Source organism: Kitasatospora sp. NPDC088783, assembly GCF_044750705.1.
GTDB classification, from domain to species: domain Bacteria; phylum Actinomycetota; class Actinomycetes; order Streptomycetales; family Streptomycetaceae; genus Kitasatospora; species Kitasatospora fiedleri.
Genome location: NZ_JBIVKJ010000010.1, coordinates 27,159 through 41,689, shown reverse-complemented (window position 1 = coordinate 41,689; position 14,531 = coordinate 27,159). Strand labels below are relative to the sequence as shown.

Genomic DNA, 14,531 nt, shown 5'->3' with positions numbered 1-14,531 from the left:
GACGCCCGCCGCCTACGCGGTGCGCACCACCGCCACCGCGTCCGGCCCGAGCAGCACCGCGCCGCCCGGGCCGGCCGCCGCCCCGCCGACCGCCACCTCCCCGAACGCGGCCTCCAGCGCGGCGAACCCGCCCTCCAGCGGGACGGTCAGCGGCTGCGCGGAGCCGCCGAGCCGCACCAGCACCCGGTAGCGGCCCCGGTGCACCGCCAGCCAGCCGGCCGCCGCGTCGTAGCGGACCCGCACCGCGGCCAGGTCGCCGTCCGACAGCTCCGGGGCGGTCCGTCGCAGCCGGATCAACTCCCGGTACCAGGACAGCAGTTCGGCGTGCGGGGCGCGCTTCGGCTCGGCCCAGTCCAGGGTGGAGGCGGCCACCGTGTCCGGGCTCTGCGGGTCCGGTACCTCCTCGGCCCGCCAGCCGTGCTCGGCGAACTCCCGGCGCCGCCCCTGCCGGACCGCCTCGGCCAGCCGCGGGTCGGTGTGGTCGGTGAAGTACTGCCACGGGGTGCCCGCCCCCCACTCCTCGCCCATGAACAGCATCGGCGTGAACGGCGAGGTCAGCACCAGCGCGGCCGCCGCCGCCAGCCGCCCCGGCGGCAGCGCGGCCGACAGCCGGTCGCCGACGGCCCGGTTGCCGACCTGGTCGTGGGTCTGCGCGTAGCCCAGCAGCCGGTGCCCGTGCCCGGCCGGGAACGGGCGGCCGTGCGAGCGGCCCCGGAACGAGGACCAGCTCCCGTCGTGGAAGAACCCCCGGGTGAGCGTCTTCGCCACCGCCGCGTACGGGTCGGCGGCGAAGTCCGCGTAGTAGCCCTGCGACTCGCCGGTCAGCAGGCAGTGCAGCGCGTGGTGGAAGTCGTCGCTCCACTGCGCGTCCAGGCCCAGGCCGCCCGCCTCCCGGGCGGCGGTGGTGCGCGGGTCGTTCAGGTCGGACTCGCCGACCAGGAACAGCGGCCGGCCGGTGGCCTGTGCCAGCTTCTCGACCTCGGCGGCGAGTTCCTCCAGGAAGTGCCGGGCCCGGGTGTCCACCAGGGCGTGCACCGCGTCCAGCCGCAGCCCGTCGATCCGGTAGTCGCGCAGCCAGGACAGCGCGCTGCCGATCAGGAACGCCCGCACCTCGTCCGAGCCCGGCGCGTCCAGGTTGACCGCGGAGCCCCACGGCGTCTGGTGCCGGTCGGTGAAGTACGGGCCGTACTGCGGCAGGTAGTTGCCCGAGGGACCGAGGTGGTTGTGCACCACGTCCAGCACCACGCCCAGCCCGCGCCGGTGCGCCGCGTCCACGAACCGCTTCAGCCCGTCCGGCCCGCCGTACGGCTCGTGCACCGCCCACAGGTCCACCCCGTCGTACCCCCAGCCGGAGCGGCCCGGGAACGCGCACACCGGCATCAGCTCGACGAAGTCCACGCCCAGGTCGACCAGGTGGTCGAGCCGCTCGGCCGCCGCGTCGAACGTCCCCCCGGCGGTGAACGTGCCCACGTGCAGCTCGTACACCACCGCGCCCGGCAGCGGGCGCCCCCGCCAGGCCGTCTCCGACCAGGCGAACGCGCCGTGGTCGACCCGGCGGCTCAGCCCGTCCGGGCCGAACGGCTGCCACGCCGAGCGCGGGTCGGGCAGCGCCCGGCCCCCGTTCAGCCGGAAGCCGTGGTCGCCCTCCGGCGCCTCCCCGTGCCACCAGCCCGGCCGGGCGGGGTCGCGCTCCAGCAGGTACGGGATCGCCCCGACCTCCACCTCGACCACCTTGGCCTCCGGTGCCCACACCCGGTACCGCATCAGGACCCCTCCGCGAGCAGTGCGACCGGCGACTGCCGGAAGAGATACGAGAGTTCGACGGTGCCGCCGGTGAAGTGCCGCTCGGTCAGCAGGTCCGTCCAGCGCCCCGGCGGCAGCTCCAGCACCGTCTCGCGCCAGCCGCCCGCCCGGTGCAGCCCGTACGGCAGCCGGGTCGCCGCGCAGAGCACCCGCTCGCCGCGCCCGAACGCCACCAGGTGCCCGGCGGCCGGGCCCCGGCCCGCCACCGGCCGGTACGAGCCCAGCGGGCCGGAGCGGCGCAGGTGCAGGGCGGTGGTGGTCAGGTGCAGCTTCTCCCGGGCCAGGTCGCCCGGGCGCGGCTCCGGCGAGTCGGTCAGCCGCACCGCCAGCGCGCCCAGGTCCACCGGCGCCCGGTTGTCCGGGTCGACCAGCGTGTACAGCGGTTCCTCGCCGCCCTGGAACACGTCCGGCACGCCCGGCGCCAGCAGGTGCAGCAGCGCCGCCGACAGCGAGTTCACCCGGGCGAACGGCGCGATCAGCCCGGCGAACCCGGCGATCCGCGGGCACAGCCCCGGGTTGGCCAGCGCCCCCCGCACGTACCGTTCCAGCCCGCGCTCGAAGGACTCGTCCGGGTCCTTCCACGAGGTGCGCCGCTTCGCCTCCCGCACCGACTTCAGCACCACCCCCAGCAGCCGCTCCTCGGACACCGGCCACGCGGCCAGCAGCGTCTGCCACAGCAGCCACGCCGTGGAGCGGTCCGCGCACGGCCCGGCCGCCAGCGTCCACGCCGCGCACTCCGCCGCCCACACCTCCGGCAGCTCCGCCAGCACCGCCAGCCGGGCCCGGGCGTCCGCGCTGCGCTTGGTGTCGTGCGTGGACAGCGCCGTCATCGAAGCCGGCCACAGCCGGTCCTGCTCGGCGCACCAGTGGTGGAACTCCTCCACCGACACGCCCGGCCGCTCCGGCAGGCCGCCCACCTCGTTCAGCGACAGCAGCGCGTTGAACCGGTAGAACGCGGTGTCCTCCACGCCCTTGGCCGCCACCGCCGACGCGGTCTGCCCGAACCGGTGGCAGAACTCGTCCTTCGCCGCCGACCGCCCCAGCGCGCCCAGCGCCAGCTCCCGCACCAGCCGCTCGGTGGCGGGGGCGTCCACCGGGGCCGCCAGCGCCGCCACCGCCTCCGGCGGGGCCGGCTCGCCCGGCACCACGTACGGCCGGTACACCGGGTAGCCGGTCAGCAGCCCCTCCAGCGCCCGGCGCACCGCCAGCGGCGAGTGGTCCGCCAGCTCCGGCCCGTCCGCGCAGATCCGCCCCACCAGGCGCACCAGCCGGTCCGTCTCCGCCGCCAGCGCCCCGCCCGGCGCGACCATCTCGGCCCGCCCGGCCCGGCCGGCCGCCGCCGGGTCCGCCGCCTCGCCCACGTCCCGCCGGTAGGCCGCGAACAGCTTCTCCGCGCCCCGCCGGTCGGTCAGCACCCCGTCGATCCGGCGCAGCGCGTCGTACCCGGTCGTCCCCGCGCACGGCCAGTCCGCGGGCAGCGCCTCGTCCCCGGTCAGGATCTTCTCCACCACCGTGTACGCCCCGCCGGTGGCCTCCGCGAGCCGCCGCAGGTAGCCGCGCGGATCGGCCAGCCCGTCCGGGTGGTCGATCCGGAAGCCCGCCAGCACGCCCTCCCGGTGCAACCGCAGCAGCACCCCGTGGGTGGCCTCGAACACCTCCGGGACCTCCACCCGGACGGCGATCAGGTCGTTGACGGTGAAGAAGCGCCGGTAGTTGACCTGCTCGTCGGCCAGCTGCCACCAGCACAGCCGGTACCACTGCCGCTCCAGCAGCTCCGCCAGCGGCAGGCCCTCGGTGCCGGGCCGCAGCGGGAACGCGTGGTCGTGGTAGCGCAGCACGTCGCCGTCCACCGCCAGCTGGTCCAGCACCGCGCCCAGCCGGTCGCCCAGCAGCGGCAGCAGCAGCCGCCCGCGCTCCGGGGCGTCCACCGGGCCCGGCTGGGCGGCCCAGTCGATGTCGAACCAGTCCGCGAACGGGTCGTCCGGGCCGTTCCGCAGCACCTGCCACAGCGGCCCGTTCAGCCGCTCCGGCACCGGCAGCGCCATGTGGTTGGGCACCACGTCCGCGATCAGCGCCAGCCCGTGGGCCGCCGCCTCCGCGGCCAGCTCGCGCAGCGCCCGCTCACCGCCGAGCTGCTCGCTGATCCGGCTGTGGTCGAGCGTGTCGTAGCCGTGCGTGGAGCCGGCCACCGCCTCCAGCAGCGGCGACAGGTGCAGGTGCGACACGCCGAGCGCCGCCAGGTACGGCACCGCCCGGCGGGCGTCGTGCAGGGTGAACTCCGGCTGCAGCTGGAGCCGGTAACTGGCCGTCGGGATGCCGGCAGTCTCGGGGCGTGCGGCGGCTGACGTCATACCCGCATGCCTACCCGGGCCGCCCCGGACCTACCGTCCACTGCGCCGAACGAGGGGCGCGCCCTCAGACCGGACCGGGCTCGGCGACCTCTTCGCCCGCCCGGGCCGCCGTCCCCTCGCCCGCCAGCGCCCGGGCCGCGGCCAGCTCCGCCGCCTCCCCGGCCAGCGCCGCCTCCAGCATCGCGTACGCGTCCGGCCCCACCGGCAGCCGCACCGGGCCCGCCGGCGCGGCCACCGCCCGCAGCACCAGTGCGGCGAACGCCTCCGGCGGGTTCAGCTCCGCGGCCCCCGCCATGCCGCGCAGCGCCGCGTGCATCGGCGCCAGCACCGGCCCGTACTCCGGCAGCTTCGCCGCGGTCTCGGTCAGCGCGTTCCCGTACGAGGTGGCGAAGCCGCCCGGCTCGACCACCGTCACCCGCACCCCGAACGCCGCCGCCTCCGCCGCCAGCGCCAGGCTCATCCCCTCCAGCGCGAACTTGCCCGCCACGTACGCCCCCAGGCCCGGGAAGGCCATCCGGCCGCCGACCGAGGACACGTTCACGACGTGCCCGCCGCCCTGCGCCCGCATCACCGGCAGCACCAGCCGGGCCAGCCGCCAGGGCGCCACCGCCAGCACCTCCAGCTGGTCGCGCAGCTCCGCGTCCGAGACCTCCTCCACCGCCCCGAACAGGCCGACGGCGGCATTGTTCACCAGCACGTCCACCCCGCCCAGGCGGGCGCACGCCAGCTCCACCGCCGCCGCGCAGTCCGCCGCGCTGCGCAGCTCCAGCCGGGCCGGCACCACCTGCCCGGGGAACTCCGCCGCCAGCGCGTCCAGCGGAGAAGCCCCCCGGCTGGTCGCCACGATCCGGTCCCCGGCCGCCGCCACCGCCCGCGCGAGCGCCAGCCCCAACCCCGACGAACAGCCGGTCACCAACCACCGACGAGACATTCCGTACCCCCTCCGGTCTGCGGAGCCGCAGTGCGGAGGGGGGTACCCGCCCCGGAGCGCCCGCAGACCGAAGAGTCGGGGACGAACCGGAGCGCGCGGGGTCACGCCGGGCGCTGGAGCACCATCAGGGCGCGGTCGGGCAGGCGCAGGGTGTCGCCGGCCTTGACCCGGGGGCCGGTGCCGCGCGGCGGCAGGGTGGGCAGCGCGGTGTCGACGACGACCTGCCAGGCCTCGCCGTGCCCGGCCGGGACGGTGAAGGTGAGCGGCTCGAAGTGGGCGTTGAACAGCAGCAGGAAGGAGTCGTCGACGATCTTGCCGCCGCGCCGGTCGGGCTCGGAGATCGCGTTGCCGTTGAGGAAGACGGTCAGCGACTTCGCGTAGGTGGTGGACCAGTCCCGCTTGGTCATCTCCTCGCCGGCCGGGGTGAACCAGGCGATGTCGGTGAGGTCGTCGTGGGTGCCGGAGACCGGGCGGCCGTGGAAGAACCGGCGGCGGCGGAAGACCGGGTGGTCGCGGCGCAGCCAGATCATGGCCTGGGTGAACTCCAGCAGGGAGGCGTCGGCGCCGTCCCCGTCCCAGTGCACCCAGGCCAGTTCGGAGTCCTGGCAGTAGGCGTTGTTGTTGCCGCGCTGGGTGCGTCCGGCCTCGTCGCCGTGGCAGAGCATCGGGACGCCCTGGGAGAGCATCAGGGTGGCGATGAAGTTGCGCTGCTGGCGGGCGCGCAGCTCCAGCACGGCGGGGTCGGTGGTGTCGCCCTCGGCGCCGCAGTTCCAGGAGCGGTTGTGCGACTCGCCGTCCCGGTTGTCCTCGCCGTTGGCCTCGTTGTGCTTGTCGTTGTAGGAGACCAGGTCGCGCAGGGTGAAGCCGTCGTGGCAGGTGACGAAGTTGATCGAGGCGATCGGGCGGCGGCCGTCGTCCTGGTAGAGGTCGGAGGAGCCGGTCAGCCGGGAGCCGAACTCGGCCAGCGTCGCGGGCTCGCCGCGCCAGAAGTCCCGGACGGTGTCGCGGTACTTGCCGTTCCACTCGGTCCACAGCGGCGGGAAGTTGCCGACCTGGTAGCCGCCCTCGCCGAGGTCCCAGGGCTCGGCGATCAGCTTGGCCTGCGAGACCACCGGGTCCTGCTGGACCAGGTCGAAGAACGAGGAGAGCCGGTCGACCTCGTGGAACTGCCGGGCCAGCGTCGCGGCCAGGTCGAAGCGGAAGCCGTCCACGTGCATCTCGGTGACCCAGTAGCGCAGCGAGTCCATGATCATCTGGAGCACGTGCGGACTGCGCATCAGCAGCGAGTTGCCGGTGCCGGTGGTGTCCTCGTAGAAGCGCTGGTCCTTGGCGAGCCGGTAGTAGGAGGCGTTGTCCAGGCCGCGGAAGGAGAGCGTGGGGCCCAGGTGGTTGCCCTCCGCGGTGTGGTTGTACACCACGTCGAGGATCACCTCGATGCCGGCCGCGTGCAGCGCCTTGACCATCGACTTGAACTCCTGCACCTGCTGGCCGCGGTCGCCGGTGGAGGAGTACGAGGAGTGCGGGGCGAAGAAGCCGACGCTGTTGTAGCCCCAGTAGTTCGCCAGCCCCAGGTCGCGCAGCCGGTGGTCGCGGACGAACTGGTGCACCGGCATCAGCTCGATCGCGGTGACGCCCAGCTTGGCCAGGTGCTCGATCACCGCCGGGTGGGCCAGGCCCGCGTACGTGCCGCGGATCTCCTCGGGGATGCCCGGGTGCAGCTTGGTCAGGCCCTTGACGTGCGCCTCGTAGAGCACGGTGCGGTGGTAGTCGGTGCGCGGCGGCCGGTCGGTGCCCCAGTCGAAGTACGGGTTGATCACCACAGAGTGCATGGTGTGCGGGGCCGAGTCCAGGTCGTTGCGGCGCTCGGGCGCGCCGAAGTGGTAGCCGTACACCGACTCGTCCCAGTCGATGTGGCCGCTCATCGCCTTCGCGTACGGGTCGAGCAGCAGCTTCGAGGCGTTGTGCCGCTGCCCGAGGCCCGGCTGGTACGGGCCGTGCACGCGGAAGCCGTAGCGCTGGCCGGGCTGGACGCCCGGTAGGTAGGCGTGCCGGACGAAGGCGTCGGTCTCGCGGAGCTCGACCACCGTCTCGGCGCCGTCCTCGGCGATCAGGCAGAGTTCGATCCGGTGCGCGCTCTCGGAGAACACGGCGAAGTTGGTGCCCGCCCCGTCGTAGGTGGCGCCGAGCGGGTACGGTTTCCCCGGCCAGACCTGCATGTATCCTCAACTTCCTTGTGCCTGAGGCGAACTGGCGCTCCCAAGAGGGTTTCCCAGAGGGCTTCCCGGTGGAGCGCCCGGCCATGTGCGGAGCGGCAACCAGGTGACGCACGGCACACCCGCATACTCCCCGGCGGCGGCCCGAACTCCCCGCCCATCCGCGCGTGGTTCGCCCGAACGGGTGTCCCAGCGGCCCGGTCCGTCGGCGTGGCGTGGCCGGGCGGTGACGCACGGTCGGGGCCGGGTCCGCTTGCTGTCAAGAGGGCTGCGGCCCGGCGGCGCCGGGCGATACCCTTGATCGTCCGGACCGCGAGCCCCGGGCCCACGCGGCGTGCGACCAGGGCCGTCGTGGTGGACGGATCCAGCGGACGCACCGTCACCCGCAGGGCGGCGGACGAGAGGTGAGGTAGCGGATGGGGTTCCCCGCCGGCGGCGACGGCACGGACCCGCGGGCCGGGAGCAGCGAGGCCCCGACGCTGATCGTCCGCGGCGGCCGCGGACCGCTGCCCCCGCAGGGCGGCCCGGCCGAGGGGGCGCCGCCCGCCTGGGCCGCCGACCAGTGGGACGACGCCTACCGCCGGGTCCGGCTGGCCGGCCGCGCCTACGTCTGGCTCAACCTGGTCGAGCAGCGGATGCGCGCCCTGGTCGACGAGGTGCTGCGCCCCGTCTACGCGCCCGCGCACGGCGAGGAGTGGGTCACCGCCGCCGCCGGACCGGCCGGCGAGGAGTGGGTGCACCGGGCCGCCGCCGTGCGCGAGGTCTCCCGCCGCAAGGGCTACCTGCTCGACCCGGCGGACGACGACCCGCTGGTCTTCCTCACCCTGCCGCAGCTGCGCGAGCTGATGGTGCAGCACTGGCCGTGCTTCGAACCGCACCTGGTGGACCGCCGGGAGGTCGAGCTGGCGCTCGACGAACTGGAGGTCGCCCGGCACGTGGTCTCCCGCAACCGGGCCCTGTCGCAGACCGTCCTCGACCAGACCGAGCGGGCCGCCGCCCGGCTGCTGGCCCTGCTCGACGGCGGGCACGGCGGGGTGCCCGCCGACGTGGTCGAGGAACTCGTCGCCGGCCGCTACGCCGACGTGGTCGCCGTGCACGCCGACCGGGTCCGGCTCCAGCGCGACCTGCCGGTCGAGGACCTGCTCGACGGGGCCCGCCGGCTGGACGCGGTCGGCATCGGCCTGGGCATGCTGTGCCAGAACTACACCGGCAAGCGGCTGGTCCGGCTGGCCACCGAGGGCTGCCGGGTGCGGCTGCTGTTCCTCAACCCGGCGAGCAGTGCCGTGCGCCGCCGCGAACGCGAACTGGGCATCGGGCGCGGCGAGCTGGGGCGCGCCGTGGAGATGAACATCATGCACGTGCGCCGGGTCCGGGCCCGGCTGCGCGACCAGGGCAGCTTCGAGATCCGGGTGTTCGACGAACTGCCCCGGTTCACCGCCTACCTGGTCGAGGGCCAGCGCACCACCGGCGCCGGCGGGCGGCGGCGCTCCACCGACCTCGGCGTCGTCCAGCCCTACCTGCGCCGGGCGCGCGGCATCGAGTCGCCCGCGCTGGTGCTGCGCGGCGGCGCCGGGCAGGACCCCGGCGGCACCGAACCCGGGCTGCTGGAGGTCTACCGCGAGGAGTTCGAGGACCTGTGGGGGGACTCCCGGCCGGTGTCCTGAGCGCGTGCCCGACCCCGCCCGGGGGCAGGAGTGCCGCGGGCGCTGTCACTGCGCCGCGCGATGATGGACCCACCTTGGCAGTGCTGACGGAAGGACACACCCCCATGACCTGGTGGAAGGGGCCGCTCACCGGTTTCGACCTGGAGACCACCGGCACCGACCCGGAGGCGTCCCGGATCGTCACCGCCGCCGTGGTCGACACCCTCGGCGGCGGCGTCGAACGGGCCGCCACCTGGCTGCTCGACCCCGGCGTCCCGATACCCGCCGAGGCCGCCGCGATCCACGGCATCACCGACGCCGAGGCCCGCGCGCACGGCCGCCCGGCCGCCGAGGCGATCGAGGAGATCGCCCGCGCCCTGGCCGACCGGCTGGCCGCCGGGCGGCCCGTGGTCGCCTTCAACGCCCCCTTCGACCTCTCCCTGCTCGACGCCGAACTGCGCCGCCACCGCCTGCCCACGCTGGCCGACCGCCTCGGCGGGCCGGTCACCCCGGTGGTCGACGCGATGGTCGTCGACCGCGCGCTGGACAAGTACCGCAAGGGCTCGCGCACCCTCCAGCGGGTCTGCGAGGTCTACGGCGTCGAACTGCGCGACGCGCACGAGGCCGGCAGCGACGCGCTGGCCGCCGTCCGGGTCGCCGTCGCCCTCGGCCACCGCTACCCCGCGCAGGCCGGCGACCTGCCGCTGGACGAACTGCACCGGCGGCAGATCGACTGGCACCGGGCCTGGGCCACCGACCTGCAGAGCTGGCTGCGCCGCAAGGACCCGGCGGCCGTGGTCGACCCGCGCTGGCCGCTCAAGGAAGCCTCCTAGCGCTCGCGCGCCCCGCCGCCCGCCGGTGGGTCCGCCATGGGTCCGCCGGCGGCCTCCTGCCGGGGGCCGACGGCCCGTCAGGACTGCGGGAAGTCGAAGGCGTAGCCCTGCGCGACCAGCCACGGCAGCAGCTGCTTGAGCGCCGCCACCGTCTGGCTGCGGTCGCCGCCGCCGTCGTGCATCAGCACCACCCCGCCCGGGCGCAGGTCGTGCTGCACGTTGCTGACGATCGCCTGCACGCCCGGCCGCGACCAGTCGCGCGGGTCGACCGTCCAGCCCAGCGACTTCATGCCCAGGTCGGCGCCGATCCGCTCGTTCTCCGCGGTGAAGTCGCCGCCCGGGGCGCGCCACCAGGCGATCGGCGTGCCGTCGCCCGCCGCGTGCTCGATCATCGACCCGGCGTCGGCGATCTCCGCGACCTGCCGCTCGTGCGGCTGGGTGTGCATCGGCTGCGGGTGGTCCACGGTGTGGTCGCACAGCCGGTGGCCCTCGGCCACGATCCGCCGCACCGCCGCCGGGCGGGCCTGCGCGTTGCCGCCGATCTCGCAGAACGTCGCCTTCGCGCCGTACTGCGCCAGCAGGTCCAGCACCTGCCCGGTGGCCGGGCCCGGACCGTCGTCGAAGGTCAACGCCACCGTCCGCCCGCCCGAGGCGGTGTGCCGCAGCACGTGGGAGGCGGGCGCGGGCGCGGACGGCCGGGCCGGGGTGGTGGCGGGCCGCGAGGCGCTCGGGCTCGCGGACGGCGCGGCGGACCCGGGCGCGGACGGGGAAGGTGAGGCGTACGGCGAGGCCGGGGCGGTGCTGCCGCCCGGTGCGGGCGGCGCCGGGGTGCGGCCGGGGGCGGCGCCCGTCTCCCGGTCCTCGCCCGGGGTGGGCCGCGCCGCCACCGAGGAAGTCCCGTCCGCCGTACCGGTCGTGCCCGTGCTCGCGCTCGGTGGTACCGAGCGGTGCGCGGCGTCCCCCGCCGCGGAGGGGGTGCCCGGCGCACCGCACGCCACCAGCAGGGCGGACGTGCCGAGCAGCGCGCAGGCACCGAACAGCAGCGGACGACGGGGGGCGGGTATGCGGGACTTCACCACGGGGCGACTCCTGACGTCGTACCGGCCGCCTGGGGGCGGGGCGTCCGGTACGACGCCAGGCACGAGCGGGGTGGTTCCGTCCGGATGTGCGCCGCGCCACAGGGCGGGCACCGGACGGAAGCGGTCAGAACGCGAACCAGCGTACTGCCGTCGCTCCGTCACGCAGCGAGTCCACCCGGCGACGGAACTCGGCCCCGGCGGCCGGGTTTCCGGCCGCCTGCTGGGCCACCCACGCGGCGCTCGCGGTCTCCCGCGCCCCGCGCAGCACCGCGAACCCGGGCCACTCCCGGACGTCCCACCCGTAGGCCGAGTTGAACGCCGCGACCTCCTCGGCCGGGACGCCGTAGCGGTCCTGACTGAGCGCCAGCACCACCAGGTCGTGCTCGCGGAAGTCCGCGGCCATGTACTCCAGGTCGAGCAGCACCGGGCCGTCCGGGGTGACGTGCACGTTGCGCGGCAGCGCGTCGCCGTGGATCGGGCCCGGTGGCAGGACCGGGGCCAGCTCGGCGATCGCGGTGACAAAGCTCTCTTTTCGGGCCCGCAGGAACTCCGCGTCGGCCGGGTCGACGTGGCCCTCGGCGGCGGCCAGCCAACTGTCCACCGGCGCCAGCAGGTCGCGCCGCCCGAGCGGGACGGGGGCCCGCGGCAGCGCGTGCAGTGCCGTCAGCAGCGGTGCCAGGTCCGCCGGCCGGGCCGGGCGGACCGCGGGCGCCAGCCGGTGCCACCACGTCACCGGGTGCTCCCGCACCACCCGCACCCCGCCCTCGGCCGGGCGCACCACCGGCACCCCGGCGCCGTCCAGCCAGGTGGCCAGCGCCAGTTCGCGCTCCGCGCGGGCCGTGCCGGCCTCGCCCGGCGTCCGCCCGACCTTGGCCACCAGGCCCTCGGCGGGCAGCTCGAAGACGGCGTTCTGCCCGAGCGCGAGCAGCGCGGCCCCGGCCGGGTCGATCCCGGCCGGGGCGGATGCTTCCTGCAGGAGGGCCAGCGCCCTCGGTTCGTCGAAGATCACCCGTCCATTGTCGGGGAACCTCCGGGCCCGGCACCGGCCCCCGTCGGCGCGCCGCCGGAGCGCCGTGGGAGCGCCGTGGGCCGGGCTACCGGTGGGCGCCGGCGCCCAGCAGCTCGGGCCGGCCGCCCTGCGGGGTGCCCGCCGGAGTGCCCGGGTCGGTGGCCGGGTCGGCGGCCGGGGTCTCGGCCTCGATCCGGGGGAGCCAGCGCAGCCAGCGGGGGAGGTACCAGTTCCGCTCGTCGAGCAGGGTCATCACGGCGGGGAGCAGCACGGCCCGGACGACCGTGGCGTCGATCAGGACGGCGACGGCGAGGCCGACGCCCATCTGCTTCATGGACTGCACGGAGAGCGTCCCGAAGACCGCGAAGACGCCGACCATGATGACCGCGGCGCTGGTGACCACGCCGGCGGTGGTGCGGATGCCGTGGGCGACGGCGTCCCGGGTGCTCAGGCCGCGGTCGCGGGCCTCCTTGATCCGGGAGACCACGAAGACGTGGTAGTCCGTCGAGAGGCCGAAGAGGATCACGAACAGGAACAGCGGGACCCAGCTCTCGACCGCCCCGACGCCGGCGGTGCCGATCAGGGCGGCGCCGACGCCGTGCTGGAAGACCAGCGACAGCACGCCGTAGGCCGCGCCGACGGAGAGCAGGTTGAGCAGGACGGCGGTGACGGCGACGGACAGCGAGCGGAAGGAGAGCAGCATCAGCAGGAAGGCGAAGGCGACCACGAAGCAGAGCACCGGCAGCATCGAGTCGGACATCTGCCGGTTGAAGTCGACCGACCCGGCGGTCTCGCCGGTGACCGGGGCCTCGGTGCCGGGGACCCTCCCGACGGTGGCCGGGACGACCTCCTCGCGCAGCGCCCTGAGGGCGGCGGCCGAGACGGCGTCGTTGCCGCTGCCGTAGAGCGGGATGTCGACCGTCGCGACGTTCTGCCCGGCGTGCACGGTGAGCTCGGTGGGGCCGTGCATCCGGCCGGTGGCCAGCGCCCGGGACTGCAGGTCGGCCAGCGCCCGGGTCATCTCGGGGGAGGTGATGTCACGGGCCCTGACCACCACGGTGGCGGGGGCGGGGCTGCCGGGGAAGGCGGCCTCGATCCGCTGCGCGGTGGCGACCAGGGCATTGCCCTTCGGAAGCTGCTGCTGGAAGGTGAGGTTCGCGGTGCGCATGGTCAGCAGCGGGGCGGCGACCGCCAGCAGCAGGCCGGTGGCGAGGACGGCGGCGGCCAGCGGGCGGCGCAGGACGGGGGTGAGCACCGCGCCCCAGAACCGGCTGCCGCCCCGGGCGTCGCGCCGCGGGCGGCGCGGGAAGGGCAGGCGGCCCCTCTCGACCCGGTCTCCGAGCATCGAGAGCAGCGCGGGCAGCACCGTCAGCGAGCCGAGCACGGCGGTGACCACGACCACGATGGTGGCGAAGGACATCGCCCGGAAGTCGGCGATGCCGGTGAGGAACATGCCGGCCATGGCGACCACCACGGTGACGCCGGAGACCAGGACGGCCCGGCCGCTGGTGGCGGCGGCGATCCGCAGCGCGGTGGCGCGGTCGCGGCCGGCGGCCCGCTCCTCGCGCTCACGGCGCAGGTAGAACAGGCAGTAGTCGACGCCGACGGCCAGGCCGACCAGCAGCATCACCGAGCCGGCGTCGTCGCTGGTGTGCAGCAGCCCGGAGCAGAGGGCGACCAGGCCGCCGGCGGCGACGAAGGCGGTGATCGCCAGCACCACCGGCAGGACGGCGGCGACCACGGCCCCGAAGGCGATCAGCAGGATGCCCAGGGCGAGCGGCACGGCCGTCCACTCGGCGCGGGCGAAGTCGTCGCGGAACCGGTCGGCGAACCACTTGCCGGAGCTGGCCTGCCCGTACTCCTCGATCAGGAAGTCGGCGTGCCGCCGCTGCACGCCGGCCACCGCGTCCACCACCGGGGGCACGTTGGCCACCGCGGCCTCGTCGTCCGCCCCGTCGACCGTGAAGCGCAGCAGGGCGGAGTGCCCGTCCGCGGAGACCGCGCCGGTGTCGTACGGGCTGAGCTCCCCGGAGGTGCGGCCGGTGCCGCGGACGGCGGCGGCGACCTGCTCGACGGCGGCCCGGAAGGCCGGGTCGTCGGCCGTCAGGGCGGCGTTCTGCACCAGCACGGTCTCGCCGGCCGGGGACTCGACGCCCGCCTCGTCCAGGATCCTCGCGGCCCGGGCGACCTGGCCCGGCAGCGACTCGGCGGCGGTGACCTTGGCGGAGCCGTGCGCCCCGCCCAGGTAGGAGACCAGGACGACGAACAGCAGCCAGCCGAAGACCGCGGTCTTCCGGTGGCGGGCGCTCCAGGCGCCCATCGTGGCGGCGATTCCTTGCTTCACTGCGGGTCCCCCCAGGGTTTCGGGCGGTCGGGACCGCCCCGGCCAGTGGGCCGCGGCACTGCTCCGCGGCACAACACACGCTAGGGAGGCGCGCTCTGACGGACCATCCGGCCAGGCCCCGTCTTCTCCCTGAACCTGCCCCCAGGGAGGAGTGGGGGGCTAACCCCACCCCGGGGGTCGGGGTCTCCTCCTCGGGGACGGTGCGACGTCCACCCTGAGGGGGAGCGATCTCCACCCGGAGCACGAGGTGGGAGGGGCCGCGGCCGGGTGACGATGGTGCGGGGCCGGTTCCGTGGCCGCCCCCGGGGGCAGCCGCGATACCCAC

General features: G+C 75.6%; 9 protein-coding genes. 2 read left to right on the top strand and 7 right to left on the bottom strand.

Going from position 1 to position 14,531, the window contains the following annotated elements; genetic code table 11:
* Positions 1-12: 12 nt before the first annotated feature.
* The 4 genes from treZ to glgX all read right to left on the bottom strand — a co-directional run bounded on the left by treZ (position 13) and on the right by glgX (position 7,301).
* The gene (treZ, locus tag ACIP60_RS25770; protein ID WP_400688233.1) at positions 13-1,764 is read right to left on the bottom strand and encodes a malto-oligosyltrehalose trehalohydrolase; all 1,752 of its coding nucleotides are present in this window, start codon (positions 1,762-1,764) and stop codon (positions 13-15) included.
* On the bottom strand, positions 1,764-4,154 hold the full coding sequence (treY, locus tag ACIP60_RS25765) for a malto-oligosyltrehalose synthase (protein WP_400688231.1): 2,391 nt from the start codon (positions 4,152-4,154) through the stop codon (positions 1,764-1,766). The genes treZ and treY overlap by 1 nt, the downstream gene beginning before the upstream one ends.
* 64 nt (positions 4,155-4,218) lie before the next feature.
* On the bottom strand, positions 4,219-5,085 hold the full coding sequence (locus ACIP60_RS25760) for an SDR family NAD(P)-dependent oxidoreductase (RefSeq protein ID WP_400688228.1): 867 nt from the start codon (positions 5,083-5,085) through the stop codon (positions 4,219-4,221).
* Positions 5,086-5,186: 101 nt separating this feature from the next.
* Positions 5,187-7,301 carry a glycogen debranching protein GlgX gene (gene glgX, locus ACIP60_RS25755; protein WP_400688226.1) on the bottom strand — a complete coding sequence of 705 codons (2,115 nt, stop codon included), beginning with the start codon at positions 7,299-7,301 and terminating at the stop codon, positions 5,187-5,189.
* A gap of 413 nt (positions 7,302-7,714) precedes the next feature.
* On the opposite strand from glgX, the gene ACIP60_RS25750 reads away from it, so the two are divergent.
* Both ACIP60_RS25750 and ACIP60_RS25745 read left to right on the top strand, forming a co-directional pair.
* Positions 7,715-8,962, top strand: a complete 1,248-nt coding sequence (locus ACIP60_RS25750; RefSeq protein WP_400688224.1) for an SAV2148 family HEPN domain-containing protein — start codon at positions 7,715-7,717, stop codon at positions 8,960-8,962.
* 104 nt (positions 8,963-9,066) lie between these two features.
* Complete coding sequence (locus ACIP60_RS25745) at positions 9,067-9,774, top strand: exonuclease domain-containing protein (protein ID WP_400688222.1); 708 nt, start codon at positions 9,067-9,069, stop codon at positions 9,772-9,774.
* Between the two features lie 77 nt (positions 9,775-9,851).
* Here the strand turns inward: ACIP60_RS25745 and ACIP60_RS25740 are convergent, their stop codons facing one another.
* The 3 genes from ACIP60_RS25740 to ACIP60_RS25730 all read right to left on the bottom strand — a co-directional run bounded on the left by ACIP60_RS25740 (position 9,852) and on the right by ACIP60_RS25730 (position 14,182).
* Complete coding sequence (locus ACIP60_RS25740) at positions 9,852-10,853, bottom strand: polysaccharide deacetylase family protein (RefSeq protein ID WP_400688220.1); 1,002 nt, start codon at positions 10,851-10,853, stop codon at positions 9,852-9,854.
* Between the two features lie 124 nt (positions 10,854-10,977).
* Positions 10,978-11,862 (bottom strand): phosphotransferase enzyme family protein, encoded by an 885-nt coding sequence (locus ACIP60_RS25735; RefSeq protein WP_400688218.1) that lies wholly within the window; start codon positions 11,860-11,862, stop codon positions 10,978-10,980.
* An 85-nt stretch (positions 11,863-11,947) separates the two neighbouring features.
* Positions 11,948-14,182, bottom strand: coding sequence for an MMPL family transporter (locus ACIP60_RS25730; protein ID WP_400688612.1), 2,235 nt, complete (start codon positions 14,180-14,182; stop codon positions 11,948-11,950).
* Positions 14,183-14,531 lie beyond the last annotated feature (349 nt).

Bases quoted from the DNA above. Each gene is read 5' to 3' on its own strand.
- glgX (WP_400688226.1), bottom strand. From the start codon at position 7,301: ATGCAGGTCTGGCCGGGGAAACCGTACCCGCTCGGCGCCACCTACGAC.
- treY (WP_400688231.1), bottom strand. From the start codon at position 4,154: ATGACGTCAGCCGCCGCACGCCCCGAGACTGCCGGCATCCCGACGGCC.
- ACIP60_RS25750 (WP_400688224.1), top strand. From the start codon at position 7,715: ATGGGGTTCCCCGCCGGCGGCGACGGCACGGACCCGCGGGCCGGGAGC.
- ACIP60_RS25730 (WP_400688612.1), bottom strand. From the start codon at position 14,182: ATGGGCGCCTGGAGCGCCCGCCACCGGAAGACCGCGGTCTTCGGCTGG.
- ACIP60_RS25745 (WP_400688222.1), top strand. From the start codon at position 9,067: ATGACCTGGTGGAAGGGGCCGCTCACCGGTTTCGACCTGGAGACCACC.
- ACIP60_RS25760 (WP_400688228.1), bottom strand. From the start codon at position 5,085: ATGTCTCGTCGGTGGTTGGTGACCGGCTGTTCGTCGGGGTTGGGGCTG.
- treZ (WP_400688233.1), bottom strand. From the start codon at position 1,764: ATGCGGTACCGGGTGTGGGCACCGGAGGCCAAGGTGGTCGAGGTGGAG.